Source organism: Pontibacillus yanchengensis, from assembly GCF_009856295.1.
GTDB classification, from domain to species: domain Bacteria; phylum Bacillota; class Bacilli; order Bacillales; family BH030062; genus Pontibacillus; species Pontibacillus yanchengensis_A.
Map to the genome: position 1 here is coordinate 212728 of NZ_WMEU01000004.1, position 23523 is coordinate 236250.

The following is a 23523-nucleotide window of genomic DNA, read 5'->3' on the forward strand; positions in this document are numbered from 1 at the left end:
AATTGCGGTATTATGCAGTTGTGTCTTTAATGGCATCAGCGATTTTTGTTGCTGATGCTTGTACTTTCATAGCGAGTTGATTCAAAGCATCTTTCACATTTTGTAACACTTGTGTTTGTTCTTGTAGAGCTTTGGTTTGTTCACTCGTTTGTTGAGTTAATTGACTTAATTGATCGATTACACCACGAAGTAGAAAGAACAAAACGCTTAGTCCAATAGCCGTAACTATTAACCATACCCACCCCTGGTTATACCATGGCTTCTTAGGGGTTTTTTCTTTTTTTGTTCGTGTGGCAGCACGATTATGCTCATCTATAGTTGTCGTTTGTTGTTGCTCTGTCTCGTTTGTGTAAGAAGACATGAAATTCCTCCTTTGAATAGTTGCATGTTCTTACACTAAAGTATTCGTGAAAATTATGTGGGTTTGGGTGTCGCTGTGCTTGGAAAGTTGCTCCATTTTCAAGAGCTGTACCTACCAATAGCTTTTGGTTGTTTTTGAAGTACCAAACCAAAACTCAAACCACTGATAAGCAATAACGCGGTAGTGGTAAAGAAAACGGACGTAAAGCCATACGCACTAGCAAGCAATCCACCTAAAGCAGGTCCCATAATATTTCCTAGGAAACGTAAACTTGTGCTATAACCAAGTACCTCACCTTGAATGGACACGGGGGCCACTTGGCGAATATAAGCGGTTCTAACAGGGATAATTCCACCAATCGTAATACCTAATAAGAAACGTAAGGCAACGAGCTGCCAGATGTTGTCTACAAAAGCTCCTGGTAAATAAATAATGCCTGAGGCTACAAGCAAGAACACGAGTACTTTTTCATAGCCTATGGAATCAGCAATCTTTCCCCATTTTCGCGCCATGAGGAGATTACCTAAACCAGCAATAGAAAAGGCGATACCAGAGTAGAATGCCAGATTAATAGGTCCATGCAATTCACTTACATAAAGGGCTAAAATAGGCTGAATACTGAAGTGAGCAATTTGTACGAACATGGAGACTATCATAACCGTAATCAATATAGGATGGGCCAAAACATAGCTGAGCACTTCTTTACGTGAATAAGGCTGAGCGGACTCATCTTCGGTCTTGATTCTATATTCTTGTACCCCTAAAAGGACGAACATTGCTGCGATAAACAAGGTGATGGAGGTTAGTTGAAATGTACTAGAAAAACCTACCGTGTCAGCTAGTATTCCTCCGAACAACGGCCCCATCAAACTCCCAGAAACATTTCCTGTCTGAAGTGTCCCTAGTGCTCTTCCAGATACTTCTTTTGGTGTTTGCGTAGAAATTAAAGCCTGGGACATGGAAATAAATCCGGTAAATACACCCATGAAAAGACGTAAAACAAATAATTGTAGGACAGAAGTGACAAACCCCATGAGGAATACACAAAACGCTAAACCTATACCTGATATCACAAGAATCATTTTTCGTCCATAATGATCTCCAATACGTCCCCATATAGGGGAAAAAATAAATGCTGTAAAAAAGGTTACTCCAAATGTTAATCCTGACCAACGTTGCACGTACTGATCAGAAAACTGACCAAACGTCTCAATGTATAAAGACAAAAATGGCATAACCATCGTCATACTTCCCGCAATGAAAAAATTCGCAAACCACATGATAAGCAAATTTCGGTTTGCAAGTTGTTCTGTATTCATTTGTAAGAACCCTTCTTTCATTCAAGGAAACTATTTCGAGTATCTAAATATAACATTTACTATAACAAATACAACCTTCTTGCACAAAAAAGAATAGCCCTTATTAGGCTATCCTTCCAAAATGTTGTATTTATCATCTGCTTGCTAATATGCTAGTCCAACAGACTTAGAGACAAATGTATCTTCTGTAACAGCTTTGAGTAAAAAGTGAGCTACATCGGCACGAGCAATTCTTTTTCCTTTTGAAGGAACACCTTCATCAGTTGTTCGGTATTTGCGAGTTACAGGATCACTATCTAAACGTAAAGGTCTAGCTACTGTCCATTTAAGGTTGCTCTCTTTCAGAAGTTCATATGCACGTTTATGATCTGCTAATACGTTTCGTAAAATGACTCCAGCCATAACACCTGTTACACCAGGAATTTCATTGTGAATGCCTGCAGATGCTGTATAAGCAATTCTTTTTATTTCATGATCCTTCATTGCCTTTACAATATTTTCTGTACTTTTCGCTAGGGCAGTTGATTTCTTTAGACCATCCGTACCAAGGCAAGATATTACGGCATCATGGCCCTCAACACCTTTCCATACAGCTTGTTCATCAAGAGTGTTCCCTTTTAAACTAGCTAAGTTAGGATGTTTGATGGTTAATTTTGATGGTGTTCTCACGAATGCTGTTACATGATGGCCTTCTCCTAAGGCTTGCTTGACAACCTCTTGTCCCGTACGTCCCCCTGCACCAAATACAATAATATTCACATAAAGCCCTCCTGATGATTACTTGTATTTCCATTATACCAACCTAATGGGATTGTGTAACAAAAAGAGTCTATTCAATGTGAATAGACTCTTGTTTAAAGTAAAAAAATAGAAAATGTCGTTAGGGTAGGTGTCTAACTCTAACAGTTAGCATTGAGTACGCTTCCCGTCCAAAATCAATATCGAATCGCATTTGTGTATTACTTCCTTTTTATTTGCGTTTAAATAAATCAGCGAATAATTCTGTGAATGCTTGAATGATTTCAATAGATTGAAAAGTAAATAGACTCGCAGCCGTTAGGGAAAATAACCCTATTATGACAAAACGCATGGAATGTGCTATATGAAGCCATGCCATAGTAATCCCTCCTCATCTCATCCCTTATCTTACTCTTCACACACAGATATGCAAGAGTGGAAATTTTTATTCTATCTTTCTAGGCAAACAGCACAATCAAGGCATAACTGAATACGATACTACAAGACTGATTATGAGGAGTGAAATTTTGCCTTTTTTTTGATTTCTTTTTTTTTGGAATCTTCAACCGATACGCCAAGTTTGAGGAGGCGGAGAAATTTGCTTGAAAATTATCAGCAGAGAAAACGGCTGAAGATTCACTTAATTGGTCGATGGAAAAATTGTGGAATTGGAGTTTCATTATCTACACCTCCTTTATATTAAATTGAAAGGATTGAAGATGGTTGAAACAGTTATTTGATATGTTGTCGCAGTTAAACAAAATGGGGAATACCCAGCAATGGAATGGTCAATTACCAGATATGATGGATATGAAAACAATTGATTCCTATATTCAGCGTACAATTCAACAAGCACTAAATGGGAGTAATATCCCGCAGAAGAACAATGTCGATGTCATTGATTCAAAGTCCAATAAGTTGAACTATGAACTAGTAGAGCTTCATCAATATTATATTGTGAAAATAGATATTCCTGATACTGTTTCTGTTCACGACCTATCGATTTCACTTGGAAACTGCAAGCTGATTGTAACTGGGCTTCTAGGAGGGGAGGCACAGGCCATCCAACTTCCAGAGCAACCATATGGGAAGCAGTATAGCGCTCAGTATAAAGATGGCATAATTGAAGTAAGACTTCTGAAAAAAGGCGATGATTCTTCCAAGGACATCTATATTCATTCGTAACAACAGTATCTCTTGAGGTATTGTTGTTTTTGCTGTTAATAAAAGTACATCATAATGAAGGATAAAGTTACTGCCAGGTGGCAAAATTTTAAGTTAGGACGATTCATCCTCATGGAATGTTATAGGAATCCCCTCAGGTGTGGATGGTTTGTTTACATATATGATTAATAATCCGTTTTTATATGATGTATGGATGTCATCTGATGTGAAGTGGAATGGGATGCGAATCTTACGCTTAAATTTACCATTTAAGCGTTCTTCGTGAAGCAATTCCTCTTTCGGAACAGGATATCGATATGCCAAACTACCTTGTAACAATAAGTCTGTTCCGTGTTGTTTTAACGTAATTTCTTCAGATGATCTAAGGTCAGGTAATTCGACTATGATGACAACTGTAGTGTCCGTTTCATACATATCATATGCAGGACCGCGTTTTGGAATCATGTGATTCATCTCATCCCAGAAATCCTCCCCTAGAACTTGTTCTACGCTTTTAGAGAACTGATCCCAGTTAACCTTGCTTTTATCCTTTTTCATATAACCACCTCTCCTACTCATTTATATGAAGAAGTAGCTATATCATGAAATGATTCTATTGTTTATATTCCCCCTTATTGGGTATAGGTATATTATGTTACTCCAGAATAATCCATTCGAATAAGCCAAGAACCTTTGAGTTTACTCAAAACAACTTTGAAGGCATTATTTTCTGAAAGGAGTATGATTGTGACAAATCCATTATCGAAGAAAGTCAGCTTAGTATTTTGGATAGCTATTGTTATATCTACATTATCGGTTATTTGGGGTGTGTTATCCCCTGAAAATTTAAAAGGTGTTACATCAACCATTCGTAATTTCATAAGTGTTCATTTTGGGTGGTATTACTTATTAATCGTTACGTTATTCGTGTTATTTTGTCTGTTTATTATCGTAAGTCCATACGGGACCTTGAAGTTAGGAAAGGCGGATGAAAAACCTGAATATAGCATGCCGACGTGGTTCGCTATGTTATTTAGTGCAGGTATGGGAATTGGACTAGTTTTCTGGGGGGTAGCTGAACCTGTTTCTCACTATGCCAAAAATGCCCCAACAGCAGAAGCGGGAACGCCTGCAGCTTTACAAGAATCGTTGCAATTTGTGTATTTCCATTGGGGATTACATGCATGGGCTATTTATGCATTGGTAGCCTTAACGCTGGCATATTTTAAGTTCAAAAGAGGCGCACCTGGTCTAATTAGTGCTACGCTGTATCCAATATTAGGGGACAAGGTGAAAGGGCCAATTGGAAAGACGATTGATGTTATTGCTGTTTTTGCAACTGTTGTAGGGGTAGCCACTACATTAGGTTTTGGAGCTGCTCAAATTAATGGAGGCTTAACGTTTTTAACTGATTTACCGAATGAGTTTTGGGTACAACTTGTGATTATCGGTATTGTAACCGTATTGTTTATGTTTTCTGCCTATACCGGTTTAAGCAAAGGAATTAAGTACTTAAGTAATGCGAATATGTTTCTTGCACTTTTACTATTCGCATTTATGTTAGTTGTAGGACCTTCATTAAAAATAATGAACGTCTTCACAGATACAATTGGATCATATTTCAATGATCTTGCGCAAATGAGCTTTAGACTAGCGCCAACAAATGAAGAAAATCAAACGTGGATTCAAGACTGGACCGTATTTTATTGGGCGTGGTGGATAGCGTGGTCTCCATTTGTAGGAATCTTTATCGCTCGAGTATCAAGAGGGCGGACGATTCGAGAATTTTTAATGGGAGTGCTTATTGTACCACCACTAGTAAGCTTTTTATGGTTTGCAACCTTTGGGATGTCTGCGATTAATTTGGAGCAAGGTGGATCGGACATTGCAGGGTTAGCTACAGAACAAGCTTTATTTGGTACACTTACGGAGTATCCACTAGGCATTGTAACGTCCATCATTGCTTTATGTTTAATCGGTACATTCTTTGTTACATCTGCAGACTCTGCGACATTTGTCCTTGGTATGCAGAGTACGAATGGTTCCTTAAACCCACCAAAGACAGTGAAATTTGCATGGGGAGTTGTTCAATCCTCTATGGCAGCAATCCTTCTTTACACTGGTGGACTACAAGGATTACAGAATGCTTTAATTACAGCGGCCTTACCATTCTCCGTCATTATGCTGATGATGATGTATTCGCTCTATAAAGCACTAGCAGAGGACAAGGCTATACTAATCGATAAATCATCGAAAAGCCCTTCTAGTACCACAGATGAGCAGAAATCTAATCAATCAATGTCTTCATAAGAAGAAAAATCCCCCTTGGTTGTAAAAGAACCAAGGGGATTTGCTTTGTTGTCTAGGAAACGATTAGTTAGATGAAGTTCTGGATTGATGAAGGTTCGATTACAATCACTGCATCATACAGCAACATCGAACCCATCCACATTGTGTGGGCCGCAGCCATATGTCGCTAGCCGGGCGCCCTGATTTTTTCATTACTTATTTATTTGTAGTTGCGAAGAGCTGTTCTTGGCCTTGGACGCGTTTTAATGAGGTGATTGCTCCTTGGTGTAATCCTTCATGCCAGATAGAGAAGTTCATAATCTCAGCTAGAGTAGTAAACGTAATGTCTCCTCCCAATTGGAAAGGTTTTTCTCCTTTTTCGTGCAAGCGCCCTTGGAATGTTTGCTTAATTCTTTCTGTTTGCTCAGCTAAATGTTCGCGAAGCTCTTGGAGCGATGGAGGCGTTGCTTCCCACATGTTTGGGTTTGTATTAGCATTAAACATCTCTAAATAGTGTGCAGGTAGAGAGGGGGCTTCTCCAATAAAACGATGTAACAAGTTTTCTTGGGCGGTGTAGATATGACCTAGGTTCCATCGAATGGTGTTTGGAAATCCTTCAGGTTGAACATCTGCTATCTCCTCACTAGTAGCATCAAGAGCAGAAAGTGTTCTCATACGTACAAATGATAATTGTTGAAATAACATCATTTCATTTAAAATAGTTAGTCACTCCTTTAATGATTTGCTCTTGTACTTGTATATTCTTCTATAAGACTCGGAAGTTTCCCTCTGTTTGTACGAGAATAAAGAAAATATATGTTCTGGAGCTTACATGTCTATCTCTAGCGCTAACACTAGAGGTGGAGGGTCAACATCGGATCGCTACGGATTTCCGTGTACCCTTTATCTCCTTACGGTTTCAGTGGAATTTCGATTAAAATCACTACATCATGTGGCAACATCGATCTAAACCATGTCGTGTAGAACGCGGTCCATACGTCGCTAATCTGACGCTTGCGATTTTCTTTAAAATAGGTCTAACTTGATTAAGCTAAGGGATATCGATAGAGTAGTAGATATAATGTCTGAACTATTTGAAAAATTAGGAGGTCATTTTATGAAAATTGTTAAGTTGGAAGACATCATCGGTACAGAGCAAGAGGTTAAAGGAGAGACATGGGAAAGCCGTCGTCTCTTACTAAAAAAAGATCAGATGGGCTTTTCTATGCATGATACCATTATTAAAGCTGGAACTGAAACACATATTTGGTACCAGAATCATCTTGAAGCAGTCTATTGTATTGAAGGTGAGGGAGAGGTCGAAACGGTGTCTGATGGGAAGGTTCACCCTATTCAGGCTGGAACCGTGTATGCACTTGACCAACATGATGAACACTATTTAAGAGGGAAAACGGATATGAGAATGGTATGCGTCTTCAATCCTCCTATTACAGGGAAGGAGATACATGATGAAAATGGTGTTTATCCACTTGTTGAAGATGAATAATAAGTAGATTGAATGTCGATCATAATGCTATTTCCAGACCCAAAGGCTATTCCTTTATGCGTAGGAAAATCTCAATAGCTAATAAACTAAAAACTGCCTGGTACCGTTAATTGGTCTCAGGCAGTTTTGTTTTCTTTTGCATGAAATTTTTGAGCCAAGTGGTTTTCCCTACTCCTAAAGTTTCATGTGGAACGGTTACGTTAAAGGCGATCTGATTTTTCTCTAAGTCAAAGGCTTTGGCTTTTACTTGTAAGCCATATTTCGCTTTTATATTAGTGAAAGCGACATAAATATTTTCCTTATCTGGGTTTACGATGACCCAATCAGGCATTGGGTAATTGTCACGAATATAATCTAATACCTTTTTATTTGGTAATTGTAATCGTCCTAGCGTAATGGAGGTTTGTTCTAAAACAAGGTCACCATTTTTTTGAACACGGGGTTCAAATTTCATTGTTAACGGAATTTCTTTCTCAAACGCGACAATGGTACCCTTTAATTCTACGCTGTCTTCTAGGGAGACAGAGTACTTCAGAGGTTCTCCTTTGGATAATTCAACTAAATAACTATTAATAATTTCATTAATGTTGTCGGTAGTCGATTGAAGGGTGAACTCAGCTTGTTTCCCTTGTACAGGATCATCCTCAGGTATGGTTGTTGTATTGGAAGGGACATACACGAGAAACACTAACCATATGATGACCCCCACATTAATGATGGCCAACAACCAAAACAACCATTTCCACTTGTTTACTTTAATTGCATTGAACATACCAAAACTCCACTCTATCCATTATTCTGGATCCTCTTGATTGTTCTCATCTTCCATGGTATTCTCGCTATCCTCGTTTTCTATCTTTTCAATATCGTCTTTAATAGATTCAAGTACACGCTTTGCCATTAGTTTATACCCATTTTCATTTGGATGGAAATTGTCCTCCGAGTAAAGAGGTTGAGTAGGGTTTTCAAACAAATCTTTTATAGGTATGAATTGAACCCCTTCATTTTCACTTACGACCTCTTTACTGATGCGATTCCAATCATAAATGATTTGTTCAAGTTCTGGAATATTACTGAAATATTGATTGAAGGGGTTATATAATCCAATAAGGTAGATTGATGCATCTTCATTCTTATTTCGTATCGTTGTAAAAATATCTTGAAGGTGATTTCGATAATTGTTTTGCTCTTGAACGAAAGCTTGGTAGTTTAAATTGGTAGCATTCTTCTTTACAACTTTCATGATATCATTGGCTCCGATTGTAATAAGGATAAGGTCGGACTCTTCTATAGAAGAAGAAATCTTTTCTTCTTCTAATCGCTTAAGCAATTGATCAGTGCGATTCCCTCGTTTACCGAAGTTCTTGATATTAATCTCTACGTTATTCTTGTTTTCTTGTAAAGTGCTTTCGACAATACCTACATATCCTCCGTTATTCGTACTATCACCAACACCTTCGGTTAATGAATCTCCAAGCGCCACAATATCTAAGTTTTCTCTAATGAAAATTCCTTTAGCTCCTTCTATTACATGAGAGAAGGCATCTTTTATACCTTCAGATATATTATCTTCGGAATTTGATTCTTCCTCTACTGTATCATTGGTTGAATTTGTTATCTGTTTTGTTTGGGTTTTTTCGACTTCTTTATTTGCTGTTGAAGTAGCGTTTTCTTTACCGTAGAGATAAAGAGCACCTGTGAACACCACAAATAAAGAGATTAATAGAGTAATGCTTTTTATGAGCTTATGCTTCAACTTCATCACACCTGTCTAACATTTAGAATAACACATTTACACTTGTCCAAAATGATTTCATAGCTGGGGGTGGACGAATAGGTTTGCTATCCTTTATGGAAAATGTGATATATTGGTTCGTATCTATATTATAAAAGCTGACTGTAATACAGGGAATGAAAAATAACCAAAACAAGCTTATTACTACACATTTATTTTTAAAATTATAATAAATGCCCATCTCGTGTAATAAACCTCTATTTTATCTATTCTTAATAATATAAGAAGCTTATGCTAACAAATAATAAAGAGGAATTCAAAATATTGTATCTTCCTTGATTTGGTTATTTTTATAGGGAAGTATATAATATAGGACGGTTTAAATAAAATACACTGAGGTGACTATATCAGCATGTGTGGCATATTTGCAATGACAGGCCATATCAATAAACAACAAATGAACAGCGTATTAGAAAGCATGAAACATCGAGGTCCAGACGAAGGAAAAGAGGTACCACTAACGCATTTTCACCTCGGGCATCAACGGTTATCTATTATCGGTTTACATGATGGGATTCAGCCCATTCATAATGAAGATGAATCTAAATGGATTGTATGTAACGGAGAAATTTATAACTACCCTGAATTAAAACAAGAATTACAAAAATCAGAAACGTTTTTAACGGAATCAGATAGTGAAGTAGCACTAAAAATAGTTGAGAAGGAAGGAGTAGAAGGTATTAAAAAGCTAGATGGGATGTTTGCTTTCTTTATTGCAAATGAAGAGACAAACAGCTTTATCGCAGCCCGTGATACGTTAGGAATTAAGCCGCTCTATTATGGTAAAGATGAGAATGATGAATATGTGTTCACTTCAGAGCTTAAGACATTATATCAGGTGACGGATGACGTTAAAGAGTTTCCAGCAGGCCATTACTTTACTCCGGAACAAGGCTTTGTATGTTTTAGAAGAATTAAGAATCCCACCACGACAACAAAAGAAGAACCCGAAGAAGCATACACATCAGCTATTCATGATGCCTTAACAAAGGCTGTTGAGAAACGAATGTTAGCTGACGTAGAAGTAGGAGTACTATTAAGTGGAGGACTCGACAGTAGTTTGATTGCGGCTATTGCAGCTAAGTTAAATAAATCCGAGAAACCAATCAAATCATTTTGTGTAGGATCAGAAGGAAGTGAAGATCTTCTACGTGCCCGTGAAGTAGCAGAGGCGATTGGTACAGAACACTATGAGTATATCTACACACAACAAGAGCTGATTGAAGCCATACCTCATGTTATCTATTCCTTGGAATCATATGAACCTTCTCTAGTTCGAAGTGCACTTCCGAACTACTTTGTGTCCAAGTTAGCTTCTCAACATGTAAAGGTAATCCTTTCAGGTGAAGGGGCAGATGAGTTGTTTGCAGGGTATGATTATCTTAGCAAATTTGAAACAACAGAATCCTTGAATGAAGAAATTATTCGTATTATTAATACCCTTCATAATATTAATCTTCAACGTGCCGACAGAATGAGTATGGCTCATTCCCTTGAACTTCGGGTTCCTTTCTTGGATTTGGAATTAATTGACGAGGCATTACAAGTCCCTGCACACTTGAAGCTTCACACGGTAGAACAAATGGAGAAGACGATTCTACGTAAATCTTTCAACGGTATGCTTCCTGAGCATGTACTATGGAGGAAGAAAGAGGAGTTCTCAGCGGGGAGCGGAGCGTTAGATATATTGGAAAGCTATTCAAATGAACATATTTCAGATGAAGAATTTGAACAGCTAAATCAAGAAGCAACCATCCCTATTCGTAGCAAGCAGGAATGTTTATACTACAAGTACTTTAAAGAAAGCTTCCCACAGTCTTCTGCACTAGAGACAATTGGGAAATGGGCAACAGCATAGGGTTGAGTTAGATATTGAGGGGTCAAATACAAAGTCACATAAGAATTTATGGTTGAGTTCTCATGGGACTTTTTCATAGGTCACTCATAAATCTTTTTCAAATCTCGGTCATAAAGCTTGAAAGTCACTCATATCTTTCGAAATCTACCTCGTGGCAAGGCTGTCGTTTCATCAGTGCAATGAAGATGTGTTCCATTAGATAAGCATCCCACTCCTTACGCATATAATATTAAAATATAATGTTTGCGCTGGTAAAAGAATGGGAACATTTCTACCAAACCCAATAAAAAAGGAGCGATAAATCATGAACGAATACACAGTTGCACCAAACAAAGATGCTACGGGTTGGTTAGTAAAAGTAGAAGATGTAGCACCTACTGAACATTACATTGACCGTGACTCAGCAGTAGAAAAGGCTGAGGAGATTGCGAAAGAGCATTCACCAAGTAAAATTTATATTCTTGATAAATATCATGAAGTAGAAGAAGAACGCTCATTCTAAACAGTTGTATGGAGATATCTATTAGATGTCATTCATGATAGAAGAAAAGCCTAGCATATTGTATGCTAGGCTTTTCTAATTGTATAGGAATTTATAAAGTGTTGGCTTGTTCATTGCTTCATAAGTTATAGAGGCCAGCTCCAGCGCCCAGCAAACTTCCTGCACCTCCTTACGATAAGTCAACATCGAATTGCTACCGCTCTTCGTGTTTCCTTTCGGCCTACACGACGTAGGTTGGTTCGATGTTGCTGCGTGAAGCAGCGTTTTTAATCGAACCTCCTCTAAATCACTGTTAGAAAGTTTGTACGTCACTAATCCGGCCGCCCCGAGCTTTTGTTCTTGATTATAAAATTTTACTAAGGAAGGATTGCGTTCTCTCATTTTGAGGGTCGTCGAAGATTTGGGTAGGGGAACCTTCTTCCATAATGATTCCTTCATCCATAAATAGAACACGATCTCCGACTTCTTTAGCAAAGCCCATTTCGTGTGTTACAACGACCATTGTCATACCCTCTTTTGCTAGGTCCTTCATTACTTGAAGTACATCACCGACAAGTTCAGGGTCCAGAGCGGAAGTTGGTTCGTCAAACAACATGACTTTAGGATCCATGGCGAGTGATCTTGCGATTGCCACACGCTGTTTCTGTCCTCCTGATAGGCTTTCAGGATAGGCATCTGCTTTATCAGAAAGTCCAACTTTATCTAAAAGAGGACGTGCAGCTTCTTCAGCCTCTTTTTTTGAAAGCCCCTTTACTTTAATAGGGGCTAAGGTGATGTTATCTAATACACTCATGTGAGGGAATAGGTTAAAGTGTTGGAATACCATCCCTACTTGGGAGCGAACAGCATTTATATCCACCTTTGGGTCTGTTAGTACATCGCCATCGATTTCAATCTCTCCAGAAGTAACTTCTTCTAATAAATTTAAGCATCGTAAAAAAGTACTTTTTCCTGAACCGGAGGGGCCGATGACACATACCACTTCACTCTCATTAACATGGGCATTAATCCCCTTTAAGACTTCATTTTTTCCAAAGTATTTATGCAATTCTTTTACTGTAATCATTTAGACATCCAGCTTCCTTTCTAATCGACGTAGATAAAGCGATGTAGGTATGGTGATGACTAGATATAATAAACATACCATCACTAACGTTTGGAATGGTGAATAGGTAATATTATAGTATTGTTTACCTTGGTAAACAATCTCTGGTATCGCAATAACAGATAGTAAAGAGGTGTCTTTCAAACTGATCACAAATTGGTTTCCTAATGGAGGGATCATTCGCTTGAAAGCTTGTGGCCAAATGATATATCGCATCGTTTGGCGTTGTGTTAGTCCCATTGCTCGTCCAGCTTCATGTTGTCCTTTTTCAATAGAATACACAGCTCCACGAACGATTTCTGCTATGTACGCACCTGCATTGATTGCAATTGCGGTAATGGATGCCGTCACAGCATCTATGTTAAACCCTATGACTCCCTTTGTTAGGCCGGCATAAATAAATAGAATTTGAGCTAACATTGGTGTGCCTCGTACAACTTCTACGTAAACTGTAGAAAGGGTACTGATAATTTTACTTTTTGATAGTCTACCTAAACCGAAGATAGCACCAAGTATAAAGCCAATAAATAATCCAGCAAAGGTGATGAAGGCTGTCCAACGTAAACCTTTTAGAAGAAATGGCAAGCTATTATAATAGTGAGATTCTTGTATGGCTTCAATCATTGTATTATCGCTCCTTGTCTTCATTTACGGGCAAAAAAGCGTAACAAGCACATGCACCTGTTACGCTCTTTGCCCATAGAGAGGTAATCTAAGAAGTATATGAGTAGATCTTACTCTGGTTTGGAACCAAAGTATTTTTCATAGATTTCGTCATAGGTTCCATTATCTTTTACTGCTTGTAACGCTTTATTAACGTCATCTACTAGCTCAGATTCTTTCGGTAACGCAATACCATAAGATTGGGCTTCAAGTACGTCACCAACTGTTTTTAACTTACCTTCACCACTTTGTTTGATGTAGTATTTGACATTGGGTAAATCATAAAGAGCTGCATCGAGACGCCCTGTTTTTACGTCCATGTATGCATTAATGATATCTGGGAATGCCTTTACTTCAGCATCTGTATTTTGCGTTAAGTAACTTTCACTCGTTGAACCTGTTTTGGTACCAACTGTTACACCATCCACGTCGTCAATAGACTGAATATCGGAGTTATCCTTGTTTACCATTAAAACAACACCAGAATCGTAGTATGGATCAGAGAAAGCGATTGATTCTTTACGTTCTTCCGTAATGGAGATACCAGCAATCGCTAATGGGAAACGTCCAGATTGCATTCCCGTAATAAGGCCATCAAATTGCATGGATTTGAACTCAACGTTAAAACCAGCCTCATCCGCAATGGCTTTCATCAGTTCAATATCGAAGCCTTTCATTTCACCTGTTTCAGGGTCTTTGAATTCAAATGGTTTAAAGTTAGCATCTGTTGCCACAGTATAGGTTTCTTTTTCTCCGCCTTCTCCGCCTTCTCCGCCTTCTCCGCTGGCTGAATCACCACTAGTGCCACACGCTACTAGTAATGAAAAGGATAAAAGTGCAATAACAAGCGTAAATACCTTCTTCATGTAATTGTCCCCTTCCAATTAATGGTTTGTCTGTATCATAATAAATATTATCCCATAGTTATCAGAAAATTTTAAATTCGAAATAGGGCTATCTAGCTCGGTTTATTTTCAAAAATTCTGAAAAATAACCGATTAACACTATTTTCCTATTAAAAACTCTTGATAGATTCTGTTTGCTAGTTAATATGCATAATTTGTAGGAGGGGGCTCATTTTTAGTAAAAAGATTGGCGATAACCCTTCACCTGCTTTTTTAGTGAAAATGAATTATAATATTGTCTACATATCTTTGAGGGGAGCATGAATAAATAGGAGGTTTTTTGATGTGTGCTGATTGGACTCCAGAAGTTGTGATATCTTCTCCAAAAGCGATTCAGCTTATAGAGAAACAGTTTCTAGACCTTCACCCTGTCTCGATCCAACAAATAGGGGAGGGGTTCGATAATACCGTATTTGAAGTGAACGATACATATATTTTCCGATTCCCCAGGAAGCAAATCGCTGAAGATTTATTAAAAATAGAGAAAGGGCTCCTGCCTAAATTGGCTAAACAAATGCCTATATCCATCCCTACGCCTATCATGTTTGGCCAACCTGATCTAGGATATCCGTGGCTTTATCTAGGATATCCATTTATAAAAGGAGATGTCCCAGGAGAAGTACAAAATCATGTAAGAGCCGAGTCTGTAACCTTAATCGCTGAGTTTTTGAAAAAGTTACACTCTATTCCTAAGGATTGGGCTCAACAATGCGGAGTTCCTCTAGATCCAATTGAACGATTGAATATTGCCAGAAGGAAGCCTAAACTTTTAAAGAATCTTGAGAAAGCCTACGAAATTGGTTTGTTATCAAAGGATGAGAATATGTCATCGTTTCTACAAGAGATAGAAAAGGTAGAAGGAAAGGAATTTGAACGGGGGACTCTGGTTCATGGAGATTTGCATATAAGAAATGTCCTGGTCGATGAAGATGGGATCTTGAATGGGATTATTGATTGGGGTGACACACATATTGGCCATCCGGCTATCGATTTAGCTTTTGTTTATACCTTTTTCCCAAAGCATGCTCGTGAAACTTTTTTTTCAATATATGGTGAAGTCCATGAACATACGCATATATTGGCAAGGTTTTTTGGTGTTTACGTGTCTGTTATTCAACTGTTGTATGGTCATGATTTACAAGATCATACCCTTGTTCAGGTTGCTGGTGATGCAATAGAACGTGTTATAGACTGAAAAGCCAGCTAACAAACTGTTAGCTGGCTTTTCATAAGTGAAGAAAGTGTACATTTTGGCTCATAACATGTTTAGCTCCAGCGCCGAGCGCCTAGTATGCTCCCCCCCTCACCTCCGGTCGATAAATTATTAATATCGAATCAATTCGTTCTTCGTGTTTCCTTTATCTCCTACGGAAACAGGGGGAGTTCGATTATAATCGCTGTGCCACGCAGCAACACCGAACCAACCTACATCGTGTAGGCCGCAGCATAAACGTCGCTAACCAGGCGCTTGCGCCTTTCTATAGTAGTTTCTTTAAAGGTTGATCTGCTGGGCCTTCTAGGACTTCTCCTGTTACGGAGAATCTTGAACCGTGGCATGGGCAGTCCCATGTCTTTTCGCCGTTATTCCATTCTACTTCACAGCCTAAATGGGTACAGGTGGTATCGACGACATGAACGCTACCTTCGTCATTTTTATATGCTCCTGCTCGTTGATTATCATAAAAGACTATATCGCCCTCATTGTTTTGTAAATCCTCGACTTTTTTCTGTGGGGCTTGTACTTTCCCTTTCACGAATTCTTTCGCAACATTTAGATTCTCTTTGAGAAAATGTTTTATGCTGGGATCTGCCAGAAAACGCGATGGGGTGTAGAGATCTTCGTACAAAGATTTTTTTCCTTTAATTAGGTTAGAAATAAGTATTGCTGCTGCTGTTCCATTTGTCATTCCCCATTTTCGATACCCTGTAGCCACATAGATATTGTCATGGCTAGAAGTTAATCGACCGATATAAGGGACTTTATCTAAGGTTATCAGGTCTTGGGCTCCCCATTGATACAAGGTCTGGTCAACTGTGAAGTGCTCATCTGCAAATTGTTGTAATGCATCAAAGTGATTAGAGGTATGTCCACCTTGCCCAGTTTTATGACTTTCTCCCCCTATGAGTAAGATTGAATCACCATCAGCTGTAGCTGTCCGAATGGACCGTTTAGGCTCATCTGCACTTAAATACATCCCCTCAGTAACGGGTGTTTTTGTTTTAACGCCTATAATATAGGATCGTTCAGCATACATTCGACTAAAGTACAATGCTTTGCCATCATAGAATGGAAAATGGGAGCACGAAACAATGGAAGAACATGTGATGCGAGACCCTGCTTTTGTCACGATGGTTGGATGTTCTCCTTCTTCCACATCATTGGCAACAGTATGTTCGTATATCTGAACATCCATCTTTTTTAACTGATCGATAAGGAAGGATAGGTACCGTAATGGGTGGAACTGTGCTTGTTTTTCCATAACAATCCCAGCTTTTATATATATATCAATAGGCAATTTATCTACATTTCCACCTGCAATACCAAGTTCCTTATAAGCTTCAGCTTCTTTCTCAATATCTTTTACGCCTTTATCTGTGTTCGCATAAATGAAAGCATCTTCGTCTGCGAAATCACAATCGATTTGATTCTCCTCTACTAATTGTTTAATAAAAGTGAGAGCTTCAGAGTTAGACTTGTAATACTGTCGAGCTTTTTCTTTTCCTAGATGCTGCAACAGTTCATGATAAATAATATCGTGTTGGGCTGTGATTTTTGCTGTTGTGTGTCCTGTTGTTCCTTTAACAAGCTCATCCGCTTCAAGTATAGCTACTTTATAACCTTCTTTCGCTAATAGATAAGCTGTTGTTATTCCTGTAATACCACCACCAACAACTCCTACATCAACCGTAATATCCTTAGATAAAGACGGAAAATCAGGTAGGTGTGTGTCTTTAATCCAATAACTTGTAGGTATGATCCCATTGTGTTCTGCGTTCATAAAAAACCTTCTCCTCGTTTAAGACTTCTTCTCTTTATTTTGTCTTATTTTGGGAAGAGTTATACGAGTAAAGTACAGACATAAGTAGAAGTCTGTCTCTACTCGTTTTATATAAAGCATATGTGCATGCAACGAAAAGGGGTCACACATCTAATTAATTAAACTACCAAAGCATATTATAAAGTCTGTCATCAATCACATTTGTATCTATCGGACAGTTTTTTGCATTTTGACCGTACTGCCATCCCCACACGTTTGATTTGCATTTTGGTTTGGCCGGATTAAATTTCGGTGCTTTCCGTGCCTTTGATACTCCTCGTTCGGGTTGGGCACTCCATAATACGGATTGATTGGAAACCCTGCTATCCTTCGATACGGCCTTACAATAAGCACTACTGAATGGTCCGTTTACAGGGTCAATGTAGAAACCAGGCTTGTAATCTGTATTATACAGTCCATCCACATAGCCTCGTATCCAAGATTCGTCTACATTGAAAGCCTTCTCCACATGTGCAAACAGAACACGACCTTTTGGGAATTTTAATCGTTGTGCGTGAAATGTTGCATTTTGAGCTGTTACTTTCCCTTTTCGATATCCAGTCGCAGACTTGAAATTGTTATAAATCGGCATAACTTTAGTACCGCTATTATGCAATAAGCTAATTTCCTTTGAGGTTAATCCTTCGGAAGTATTTGGTACAGTCGTTAAGTATCTTCCCCAATATTCAGGTTTTCCAAAGTTCTTTAACACACAGTCATAAAGCTCTTTCGTAACCTCTTGAGCAGAGTCCACTCCCCAAACGTATCCCATTCTCGTACACCCTTTCCTATAATGAATCGACTCGTTACATGTATATTCAAAAATAGGCAAGGTGACAATGTTTCTTTCAAACAATAACGGGAAGTTGATAAATGTTGACGACTGGATTGTTCTCAAATAAGCAAAGGAGGGCACGTTTTGATTCATAGATCTCCGTGTTTCCTTTATCTTACTGAGGTTCCGTCCACCATACACGTCGCTATCCGGGCGCTTGTGCTTTTCTGTTTGGGAACAATTTGTGTTCGATATGGACAAACCATTTGGTTCGAGAGAGGCTATATAAGAATAAAGCAGCCCAAATAAATGTAAATGAAATGAAGTGCGTCTTTGTAAAGGGCTCGTTATATAGAAATACACCAAGTAACAGCATTATTGTAGGAGCCACATATTGAAGAAATCCGACCATGGAAAGAGGAATTCTTCTCGCTCCGCTTGCAAAAAACAACAATGGTATTGCTGTTGCTACTCCAGCGCCCACCAATAACGATGTGACGAGAGGAGAGATGGTAAACGATCCCGATCCTGCTAAGTTGCTCTGGGTTATATACAAAATTGCGATAGGCGTAATCATCAATGTTTCAATTGTTAAACCAAACATAGAACTGAGCTGGATTTGTTTTTTTAATAATCCATAGGCTCCAAAGCTTAAAGCTAAAATCAAAGCTATCCAAGGTACTTGATGAAAATGAATAATTAAATTCATGACACCTATCATTGCTAGAAGGAATGATACGATTTGCCAAGGTGTGAGCCGCTCTTTCAAAATCACCATGCCAAGCAAAATGCTGACAAGTGGATTAATGTAATATCCTAAGCTAACTTCTACAACATGATTGGCGTTCACAGCCCAAATGTAGGTCAGCCAATTAATGCTAATTGTGATGGAAGCGAGTGTTATTCCAACTAGTCTCTTTTTATGTTGTATAAGGTGAATCGCCTCATGAAGAAAGGCTTTCCCATTTTTCGTAACGAACACAATGGCCATCATAAAAAGAAAGGACCAAATAATTCGATGAGCTAATATTTCACCAGCGGGAACCTCCTGCACTAGCTTCCAGTAAAGAGGTAAAATCCCCCAAAGGGTGTAGGCGCTAAGGGTATAGATAATACCAACTTTTTGTTCATTTTCAGACATACAATCCCTCATTTCTATCTTCCGTTTCCCACTTTATTAGTATAAAACATGGAAGATGGTTACAGAAAGGTGAATCATTCGAAATAAAATTCGTTTTAGATTCTAACGGAGGGTATTTCAAAAAATAGAATAAAAATTATGAAAACGAGTACTTGTATATACAAAATGAAATGAATGCGATATCATGTATATACAAGATGATAGGAAAACGCTTTATTTTTGGTGAAAAAAGCTCAAGTGCTTTGCTCAACTCGCTGTAGGTGCGGGTACTGGAGCTAGACAACCTTTTATGTCCTTTACTTTACGAGACAAAATTTCATGCAGGGAGAGGGTACATCATGGATTTGAAAAAAGATGCGAAACAAATTCTTGAGGCCATCGGTGGTCAGGAGAATATTGCGGCTGCAACTCACTGTGTAACGCGACTACGGTTATCTTTACATGATGAGAGTAAAGTCGATCAAGAAAAACTAGAAAGCATAGAGTCAGTTAAAGGTTCTTTCTCAACAAATGGACAATTCCAAATTGTGATTGGACAAGGAACTGTTGAGAAGATGTATAAAGAGTTAAATGAGCTTGGAGTTGGAGAAGCTACGAAAGATGATGTGAAAGCAGCTTCTTCCGAGAAAATGAATCCACTGCAGCGTGCCATTAAAACATTGGCAGATATCTTTATTCCAATTTTACCTGCCATCGTTACAGCTGGTTTGCTTATGGGTATCTACAATATCTTCTCCGGGACGGGCATTTTCTTTGATGAGAAGTCCCTGATTGATGTGTACCCACAATGGAGTGACCTGGCGAATATTATTAACCTAATAGCGAATACAGCCTTCGTGTTTTTACCCGGATTGATAGGTTGGTCTGCGGTTAAGAAATTCGGTGGTAATCCACTACTTGGTATCGTACTTGGTTTAATGCTTGTTCACCCAGATTTATTAAACGCATGGTCATATGGTGAAGCAGTAAAAGAAGGTTCTGTTCCGAAATGGAATTTATTTGGATTAGAAGTTGAAAAGATAGGTTATCAAGGACAAGTACTACCCGTCCTATTTGCTTCGTATATATTAGCTAAAATTGATGTGTTTTTACGTCAGCGTATTCCAGACTCTATTCAGTTACTTATCGTTGGACCAGTTGCACTACTAGTGACAGGTTTTATTACGTTTATTGCAATCGGACCACTTATGTTTGGGCTAGGTAACTTGATTACTGATGGACTTGTTTCGATCTTCGAAAACTTTGCAGCACTTGGTGGTTTAATTTACGGTGCTCTATATCCAGTAATGGTTATCACAGGTATGCACCATACATTCTTAGCTGTCGATATTCAGCTTATCGGTAACACAGGTACAACGTTCTTATGGCCAATTCTAGCACTATCCAACATCTCTCAAGGATCGGCTGCACTTGGTATGATGGTAGCTACGAAGGATGAAAAACTACGAGGACTAGCTGGTTCATCTGGTGTGTCAGCGTGGTTAGGAATTACAGAGCCTGCCTTATTCGGGGTGAACTTACGTTATAAGTTTCCATTCATTGCAGCGCTAGTATCTTCAGCTGTTGCAGCTCTAATCATTACGGTGCAAAACGTACAAGCCTCTTCTATCGGTGTAGGTGGCGTTCCAGGAATTTTCTCTATTCTTCCTGAAGATTGGTTATTCTTCTTGGTTGGAATGGCGATTGTAATTGTATTACCATTCGCAGCTACGTACTTGATTGCTAAAGGACGTAAAGTATAAAAAATATGAGTAAACAAACACGAGTGAAATAGCAACCTTGCTTTATTGGTTGCTATTTGCTCGTTCTAAATAACTTCAAAGGACGGTGCAGACATGACACAACCATGGTGGAAAAATTCTGTTGTTTATCAAATCTATCCTAAAAGCTTTAATGACACGACTGGAAATGGAACGGGGGACATTCAAGGTGTTATTGAAAAACTTGATTACCTCGATCAATTGGGAGTTGATGTGATTTGGCTAACTCCAATCTATAAATCTCCTCAACGTGACAATGGGTATGACATTAGCGATTATTTTGATATTCATGAAGAGTATGGCACGATGGAGGACTTTGACCGTCTGCTAGAACAAGCTCACAAACGTAACATCCGCATTATTATGGACATTGTTGTCAATCATACATCTACTGAGCATGAATGGTTCCAGCAATCCATTCAATCAAAAGACAATCCATATCGTGACTATTATATTTGGAAAGATCCAGTTGATGGTGCTGAACCAACGAACTGGCAGTCTAAGTTCGGAGGAAATGCATGGGCTTACGATGAAGGCACAGGCCAATACTATCTTCATCTATTCGATGTGACTCAGGCTGACCTAAATTGGGAGAATGAAGCTGTTCGTAATAGTGTCTACGACATGATGCATTTTTGGCTACAAAAAGGTGTAGATGGATTCCGCTTGGATGTTATTAATTTAATTTCCAAAAATCAGGCATTTCCTAATGACTACGAAGGCGATGGTCGTAAGTATTACACAGACGGTCCTCGTGTGCATGAATTCATGCATGAAATGAATCAGGAAGTCTTCTCCAAATACGAAATGATGACAGTAGGGGAGATGTCTTCTACCACAATCGATAACTGTGTGAAATACACAAACCCTGAACGGGAAGAGCTAGATATGACATTTAGCTTCCACCATCTAAAGGTCGATTACCCTAATGGAGAAAAATGGACAGTTGCCGACTTTGATTTTCAACAGCTGAAGCAGATTCTATCTGAATGGCAAGTTGGGATGCAGCAAGGTGGCGGCTGGAATGCTCTATTCTGGTGTAACCACGATCAACCACGCGTTGTATCACGTTTTGGGAATGATGAAGAGTACCATAAAGAGTCTGCTAAAATGCTTGCAACAACAATTCATTTGATGCGAGGCACTCCTTATATTTATCAAGGGGAAGAGTTTGGTATGACTAATCCAAAATTTGATTCCATTGAGCACTATCGTGATGTGGAGGCCCTTAATACGTATAAGATTCTTCAAGAACAAGGAAAAGATGAAGAAGAAATCCTAGCCATTTTAGGTCAAAAATCACGAGACAACTCTCGTACACCAATGCAATGGACAGCTGGAAGACAGGCTGGATTTACAGAAAATATTCCATGGATACCTGTTGCGTCTAACTATGAACAAGTGAACGCTGAGGCTGCATTAGAAGATGAAACATCCATTTTTTATCATTATCAGCACCTTATTCAACTACGCAAGCAGTATGATATTATGACACATGGAGAGTATGAACTCATACTCGAAGATGATGATGAAATCTTTGCTTATGTTCGCCATGGTGAAGGTGAAAAGCTTGTTGTCGTGAATAACTTTTACGCGAATGAAACAACCTTTACGTTACCAGAAGGTATTGATGTAGAAGGGTTCACTAGTAACGTCCTATTAACCAATTATCAAGATACGCAAGGAGACGTTCATCACATCACTCTTCGTCCGTATGAGTCTGTTGTCTTTCATTTAACTAAGTAAAGTAAAAGAGTGATGGTGTCATGCAACAAAACAAATTTATGTCCATTTATCAGGACATTGTCGAAAAAATAAAAAAAGAGGTCTATAAAGTAGGAGAGAAGCTTCCCTCGGAAAATGAACTCTCTCAAACGTACGAAACGTCACGAGAAACCATTCGTAAGGCGTTGAATCGGTTGTCTCAGCATGGATATATTCAAAAGGTACGGGGAAAAGGCTCTATTGTACTAGATATTAAAAAGTTTGATTTCCCTGTCTCCGGACTCGTTAGCTTTAAGGAACTTGCTGATGATATGGGAGAACCACCTGTTACCGAGGTACATGAGCTCTCCTTATCAAGTCCTGAAGAGCACATTCGTTCCGCAATGGAACTAGATGATGAGGATTTAATCTGGCATGTGACACGCTCCCGTTCCTTTCAAGGAGAGAAAATTATCTTGGATAAAGATTATATTCTCTATAGCCAAGTACCAAAGCTAACGAAGAGCATTTGCGAGGAGTCCATTTACGCATATTTGGAACAAGAGTTAGAGCTCAAGATAAGCTTTGCTAAGAAAGAGATCACAGTAGAAGAGCCTACCAATGAAGACGAGCGCTGCCTTGACTTAAAAGATTATCCTAATGTAGTCGTTATCAAAAACTTTGTGTACCTCGATGATACTACCCTTTTTCAATACACAGAATCCCGCCACCGCCCAGACAAATTCCGATTTGTGGATTTTGCAAGAAGGTAGATGTCCCCCCCTGGCCACGTGGTCAGAGGGGTTTTTTAAGGCATCGCACCTTACTTCGTTAATGAGCTAAAGGGGTTTATTCATTTAGGTTTTTCTTTTCCGTAAACCGTAGTAAAATCATGATAA

24 protein-coding genes are annotated in these 23523 nt (G+C 38.7%); 9 read left to right on the forward strand and 15 right to left on the reverse strand.

What is annotated here, in order from left to right:
* Positions 1–10: 10 nt before the first annotated feature.
* The 5 genes from GLW08_RS13600 to GLW08_RS13615 all read right to left on the reverse strand — a co-directional run bounded on the left by GLW08_RS13600 (position 11) and on the right by GLW08_RS13615 (position 3098).
* Positions 11–361: a hypothetical protein gene (locus GLW08_RS13600; RefSeq protein ID WP_160849188.1), complete on the reverse strand. Its 351-nt coding sequence runs from the start codon at positions 359–361 to the stop codon at positions 11–13.
* A 98-nt stretch (positions 362–459) separates the two neighbouring features.
* Positions 460–1680 (reverse strand): MFS transporter, encoded by a 1221-nt coding sequence (locus tag GLW08_RS13605; protein WP_202410174.1) that lies wholly within the window; start codon positions 1678–1680, stop codon positions 460–462.
* A 144-nt stretch (positions 1681–1824) separates the two neighbouring features.
* A complete protein-coding gene (locus GLW08_RS13610; RefSeq protein ID WP_160849189.1) occupies positions 1825–2439 on the reverse strand; it encodes an NAD(P)H-binding protein in 615 nt (204 codons plus the stop codon).
* 211 nt (positions 2440–2650) lie between these two features.
* Entirely contained in the window at positions 2651–2797 is a 147-nt protein-coding gene (locus GLW08_RS21665) for a hypothetical protein (protein WP_202406433.1), read from the reverse strand.
* 79 nt (positions 2798–2876) lie between these two features.
* Positions 2877–3098 (reverse strand): hypothetical protein, encoded by a 222-nt coding sequence (locus GLW08_RS13615; protein ID WP_160849190.1) that lies wholly within the window; start codon positions 3096–3098, stop codon positions 2877–2879.
* Positions 3099–3141: 43 nt separating this feature from the next.
* Here GLW08_RS13615 and GLW08_RS13620 point away from each other — a divergent pair, with 43 nt between their 5' ends.
* Positions 3142–3603, forward strand: a complete 462-nt coding sequence (locus GLW08_RS13620; protein ID WP_160849191.1) for an Hsp20/alpha crystallin family protein — start codon at positions 3142–3144, stop codon at positions 3601–3603.
* A 93-nt stretch (positions 3604–3696) separates the two neighbouring features.
* Here the strand turns inward: GLW08_RS13620 and GLW08_RS13625 are convergent, their stop codons facing one another.
* The gene (locus GLW08_RS13625) at positions 3697–4140 is read right to left on the reverse strand and encodes an Hsp20/alpha crystallin family protein (protein ID WP_160849192.1); all 444 of its coding nucleotides are present in this window, start codon (positions 4138–4140) and stop codon (positions 3697–3699) included.
* A gap of 189 nt (positions 4141–4329) precedes the next feature.
* Here GLW08_RS13625 and GLW08_RS13630 point away from each other — a divergent pair, with 189 nt between their 5' ends.
* Positions 4330–5892, forward strand: coding sequence for a glycine betaine uptake BCCT transporter (locus tag GLW08_RS13630; protein ID WP_337193941.1), 1563 nt, complete (start codon positions 4330–4332; stop codon positions 5890–5892).
* Positions 5893–6087: 195 nt separating this feature from the next.
* Here GLW08_RS13630 and GLW08_RS13635 read toward each other — a convergent pair whose 3' ends face one another.
* Complete coding sequence (locus tag GLW08_RS13635) at positions 6088–6579, reverse strand: DinB family protein (RefSeq protein ID WP_160849194.1); 492 nt, start codon at positions 6577–6579, stop codon at positions 6088–6090.
* A 409-nt stretch (positions 6580–6988) separates the two neighbouring features.
* Here GLW08_RS13635 and GLW08_RS13640 point away from each other — a divergent pair, with 409 nt between their 5' ends.
* Positions 6989–7378 (forward strand): ectoine synthase, encoded by a 390-nt coding sequence (locus GLW08_RS13640; RefSeq protein ID WP_160849195.1) that lies wholly within the window; start codon positions 6989–6991, stop codon positions 7376–7378.
* A 106-nt stretch (positions 7379–7484) separates the two neighbouring features.
* Here the strand turns inward: GLW08_RS13640 and GLW08_RS13645 are convergent, their stop codons facing one another.
* Positions 7485–8150 carry a YpmS family protein gene (locus GLW08_RS13645; RefSeq protein WP_160849196.1) on the reverse strand — a complete coding sequence of 222 codons (666 nt, stop codon included), beginning with the start codon at positions 8148–8150 and terminating at the stop codon, positions 7485–7487.
* 21 nt (positions 8151–8171) lie between these two features.
* Positions 8172–9134 carry an SGNH/GDSL hydrolase family protein gene (locus GLW08_RS13650; protein WP_423808695.1) on the reverse strand — a complete coding sequence of 321 codons (963 nt, stop codon included), beginning with the start codon at positions 9132–9134 and terminating at the stop codon, positions 8172–8174.
* Positions 9135–9525: 391 nt separating this feature from the next.
* Here GLW08_RS13650 and asnB point away from each other — a divergent pair, with 391 nt between their 5' ends.
* The gene (gene asnB / locus GLW08_RS13655) at positions 9526–11031 is read left to right on the forward strand and encodes an asparagine synthase B (RefSeq protein ID WP_160849198.1); all 1506 of its coding nucleotides are present in this window, start codon (positions 9526–9528) and stop codon (positions 11029–11031) included.
* A gap of 304 nt (positions 11032–11335) precedes the next feature.
* The gene (locus GLW08_RS13660) at positions 11336–11533 is read left to right on the forward strand and encodes a DUF2188 domain-containing protein (protein ID WP_160849199.1); all 198 of its coding nucleotides are present in this window, start codon (positions 11336–11338) and stop codon (positions 11531–11533) included.
* Between the two features lie 343 nt (positions 11534–11876).
* Here the strand turns inward: GLW08_RS13660 and GLW08_RS13665 are convergent, their stop codons facing one another.
* The 3 genes from GLW08_RS13665 to GLW08_RS13675 form a co-directional block, all read right to left on the reverse strand.
* The gene (locus tag GLW08_RS13665) at positions 11877–12599 is read right to left on the reverse strand and encodes an amino acid ABC transporter ATP-binding protein (protein ID WP_160849200.1); all 723 of its coding nucleotides are present in this window, start codon (positions 12597–12599) and stop codon (positions 11877–11879) included.
* Positions 12600–13262 (reverse strand): amino acid ABC transporter permease, encoded by a 663-nt coding sequence (locus tag GLW08_RS13670; RefSeq protein WP_160849201.1) that lies wholly within the window; start codon positions 13260–13262, stop codon positions 12600–12602.
* Positions 13263–13372: 110 nt separating this feature from the next.
* The gene (locus tag GLW08_RS13675) at positions 13373–14167 is read right to left on the reverse strand and encodes a transporter substrate-binding domain-containing protein (RefSeq protein ID WP_160849202.1); all 795 of its coding nucleotides are present in this window, start codon (positions 14165–14167) and stop codon (positions 13373–13375) included.
* Between the two features lie 322 nt (positions 14168–14489).
* Between GLW08_RS13675 and GLW08_RS13680 the strand changes: the two genes are divergently transcribed.
* Entirely contained in the window at positions 14490–15401 is a 912-nt protein-coding gene (locus tag GLW08_RS13680) for a phosphotransferase (protein ID WP_160849203.1), read from the forward strand.
* A 283-nt stretch (positions 15402–15684) separates the two neighbouring features.
* Here the strand turns inward: GLW08_RS13680 and GLW08_RS13685 are convergent, their stop codons facing one another.
* The 3 genes from GLW08_RS13685 to rarD all read right to left on the reverse strand — a co-directional run bounded on the left by GLW08_RS13685 (position 15685) and on the right by rarD (position 19160).
* Entirely contained in the window at positions 15685–17205 is a 1521-nt protein-coding gene (locus GLW08_RS13685; protein WP_160849204.1) for an FAD-dependent oxidoreductase, read from the reverse strand.
* Between the two features lie 163 nt (positions 17206–17368).
* Positions 17369–18016: a glycoside hydrolase domain-containing protein gene (locus tag GLW08_RS13690; protein ID WP_160849205.1), complete on the reverse strand. Its 648-nt coding sequence runs from the start codon at positions 18014–18016 to the stop codon at positions 17369–17371.
* A 208-nt stretch (positions 18017–18224) separates the two neighbouring features.
* Entirely contained in the window at positions 18225–19160 is a 936-nt protein-coding gene (gene rarD / locus GLW08_RS13695; RefSeq protein ID WP_160849206.1) for an EamA family transporter RarD, read from the reverse strand.
* A 338-nt stretch (positions 19161–19498) separates the two neighbouring features.
* Here rarD and treP point away from each other — a divergent pair, with 338 nt between their 5' ends.
* From treP to treR, 3 genes are all read left to right on the forward strand, one after another.
* Entirely contained in the window at positions 19499–20902 is a 1404-nt protein-coding gene (gene treP / locus GLW08_RS13700) for a PTS system trehalose-specific EIIBC component (RefSeq protein ID WP_160849207.1), read from the forward strand.
* 93 nt (positions 20903–20995) lie between these two features.
* Entirely contained in the window at positions 20996–22666 is a 1671-nt protein-coding gene (treC, locus tag GLW08_RS13705) for an alpha,alpha-phosphotrehalase (protein ID WP_160849208.1), read from the forward strand.
* A gap of 20 nt (positions 22667–22686) precedes the next feature.
* On the forward strand, positions 22687–23397 hold the full coding sequence (gene treR, locus GLW08_RS13710) for a trehalose operon repressor (protein WP_160849209.1): 711 nt from the start codon (positions 22687–22689) through the stop codon (positions 23395–23397).
* Positions 23398–23523: the final 126 nt, after the last annotated feature.

What these genes read in the sequence shown, in the direction of transcription:
- GLW08_RS13600 (WP_160849188.1), bottom strand. Translation starts at nt 361, where the DNA reads ATGTCTTCTTACACAAACGAGACAGAGCAACAACAAACGACAACTATA.
- GLW08_RS13605 (WP_202410174.1), bottom strand. Translation starts at nt 1,680, where the DNA reads ATGAATACAGAACAACTTGCAAACCGAAATTTGCTTATCATGTGGTTT.
- GLW08_RS21665 (WP_202406433.1), bottom strand. Translation starts at nt 2,797, where the DNA reads ATGGCATGGCTTCATATAGCACATTCCATGCGTTTTGTCATAATAGGG.
- GLW08_RS13615 (WP_160849190.1), bottom strand. Translation starts at nt 3,098, where the DNA reads ATGAAACTCCAATTCCACAATTTTTCCATCGACCAATTAAGTGAATCT.
- GLW08_RS13625 (WP_160849192.1), bottom strand. Translation starts at nt 4,140, where the DNA reads ATGAAAAAGGATAAAAGCAAGGTTAACTGGGATCAGTTCTCTAAAAGC.
- GLW08_RS13635 (WP_160849194.1), bottom strand. Translation starts at nt 6,579, where the DNA reads ATGATGTTATTTCAACAATTATCATTTGTACGTATGAGAACACTTTCT.
- GLW08_RS13640 (WP_160849195.1), top strand. Translation starts at nt 6,989, where the DNA reads ATGAAAATTGTTAAGTTGGAAGACATCATCGGTACAGAGCAAGAGGTT.
- GLW08_RS13645 (WP_160849196.1), bottom strand. Translation starts at nt 8,150, where the DNA reads ATGTTCAATGCAATTAAAGTAAACAAGTGGAAATGGTTGTTTTGGTTG.
- asnB (WP_160849198.1), top strand. Translation starts at nt 9,526, where the DNA reads ATGTGTGGCATATTTGCAATGACAGGCCATATCAATAAACAACAAATG.
- GLW08_RS13660 (WP_160849199.1), top strand. Translation starts at nt 11,336, where the DNA reads ATGAACGAATACACAGTTGCACCAAACAAAGATGCTACGGGTTGGTTA.
- GLW08_RS13665 (WP_160849200.1), bottom strand. Translation starts at nt 12,599, where the DNA reads ATGATTACAGTAAAAGAATTGCATAAATACTTTGGAAAAAATGAAGTC.
- GLW08_RS13670 (WP_160849201.1), bottom strand. Translation starts at nt 13,262, where the DNA reads ATGATTGAAGCCATACAAGAATCTCACTATTATAATAGCTTGCCATTT.
- GLW08_RS13675 (WP_160849202.1), bottom strand. Translation starts at nt 14,167, where the DNA reads ATGAAGAAGGTATTTACGCTTGTTATTGCACTTTTATCCTTTTCATTA.
- GLW08_RS13680 (WP_160849203.1), top strand. Translation starts at nt 14,490, where the DNA reads ATGTGTGCTGATTGGACTCCAGAAGTTGTGATATCTTCTCCAAAAGCG.
- GLW08_RS13685 (WP_160849204.1), bottom strand. Translation starts at nt 17,205, where the DNA reads ATGAACGCAGAACACAATGGGATCATACCTACAAGTTATTGGATTAAA.
- GLW08_RS13690 (WP_160849205.1), bottom strand. Translation starts at nt 18,016, where the DNA reads ATGGGATACGTTTGGGGAGTGGACTCTGCTCAAGAGGTTACGAAAGAG.
- rarD (WP_160849206.1), bottom strand. Translation starts at nt 19,160, where the DNA reads ATGTCTGAAAATGAACAAAAAGTTGGTATTATCTATACCCTTAGCGCC.
- treP (WP_160849207.1), top strand. Translation starts at nt 19,499, where the DNA reads ATGGATTTGAAAAAAGATGCGAAACAAATTCTTGAGGCCATCGGTGGT.
- treC (WP_160849208.1), top strand. Translation starts at nt 20,996, where the DNA reads ATGACACAACCATGGTGGAAAAATTCTGTTGTTTATCAAATCTATCCT.
- treR (WP_160849209.1), top strand. Translation starts at nt 22,687, where the DNA reads ATGCAACAAAACAAATTTATGTCCATTTATCAGGACATTGTCGAAAAA.